The sequence below is a fragment of the Dermacoccus sp. Ellin185 genome, from assembly GCF_000152185.1.
In the GTDB taxonomy this organism is placed as follows: domain Bacteria; phylum Actinomycetota; class Actinomycetes; order Actinomycetales; family Dermatophilaceae; genus Dermacoccus; species Dermacoccus nishinomiyaensis.
This window is the reverse complement of the sequence record NZ_AEIQ01000059.1, coordinates 1-771: the sequence shown is the minus strand read 5'-3', so window position 1 is coordinate 771 and position 771 is coordinate 1. Positions and strand designations below refer to the sequence as shown.

Sequence of the window (771 nt, the reverse complement as noted above, 5' to 3'; positions counted from 1 at the left end):
ACCGTATACGTCCACTTTCGTGTTTGCACAGTGCTGTGTTTTTAATAAACAGTTGCAGCCAGCTGGTATCTTCGACTGATTTCAGCTCCACGAGCAAGTCGCTTCACCTACATATCAGCGTGCCTTCTCCCGAAGTTACGGCACCATTTTGCCTAGTTCCTTCACCCGAGTTCTCTCAAGCGCCTTGGTATTCTCTACCTGACCACCTGTGTCGGTTTGGGGTACGATTTGATGTTACCTGATGCTTAGAGGCTTTTCCTGGAAGCAGGGCATTTGTTGCTTCAGCACCGTAGTGCCTCGTCATCACGCCTCAGCCTTGATTTTCCGGATTTGCCTGGAAAACCAGCCTACACGCTTAAACCGGGACAACCGTCGCCCGGCCAACATAGCCTTCTCCGTCCCCCCTTCGCAGTAACACCAAGTACAGGAATATTAACCTGTTTCCCATCGACTACGCCTTTCGGCCTCGCCTTAGGGGTCGACTCACCCTGCCCCGATTAACGTTGGACAGGAACCCTTGGTCTTCCGGCGAGCGGGCTTTTCACCCGCTTTATCGTTACTTATGTCAGCATTCGCACTTCTGATACCTCCAGCATGCCTCACAGCACACCTTCACAGGCTTACAGAACGCTCCCCTACCCAACAACACATAGTGTCGCTGCCGCAGCTTCGGTGCATGGTTTAGCCCCGTTACATCTTCCGCGCAGGCCGACTCGACCAGTGAGCTATTACGCTTTCTTTAAATGATGGCTGCTTCTAAGCCAACATCCG

The 771-nt window shown here is 52.5% G+C and carries 1 rRNA gene; it reads right to left on the bottom strand.

From position 1 onward, the window contains the following. Nucleotides 1-771: ribosomal RNA gene (locus tag HMPREF0321_RS15450) — 23S ribosomal RNA — on the bottom strand; the annotation flags it as partial.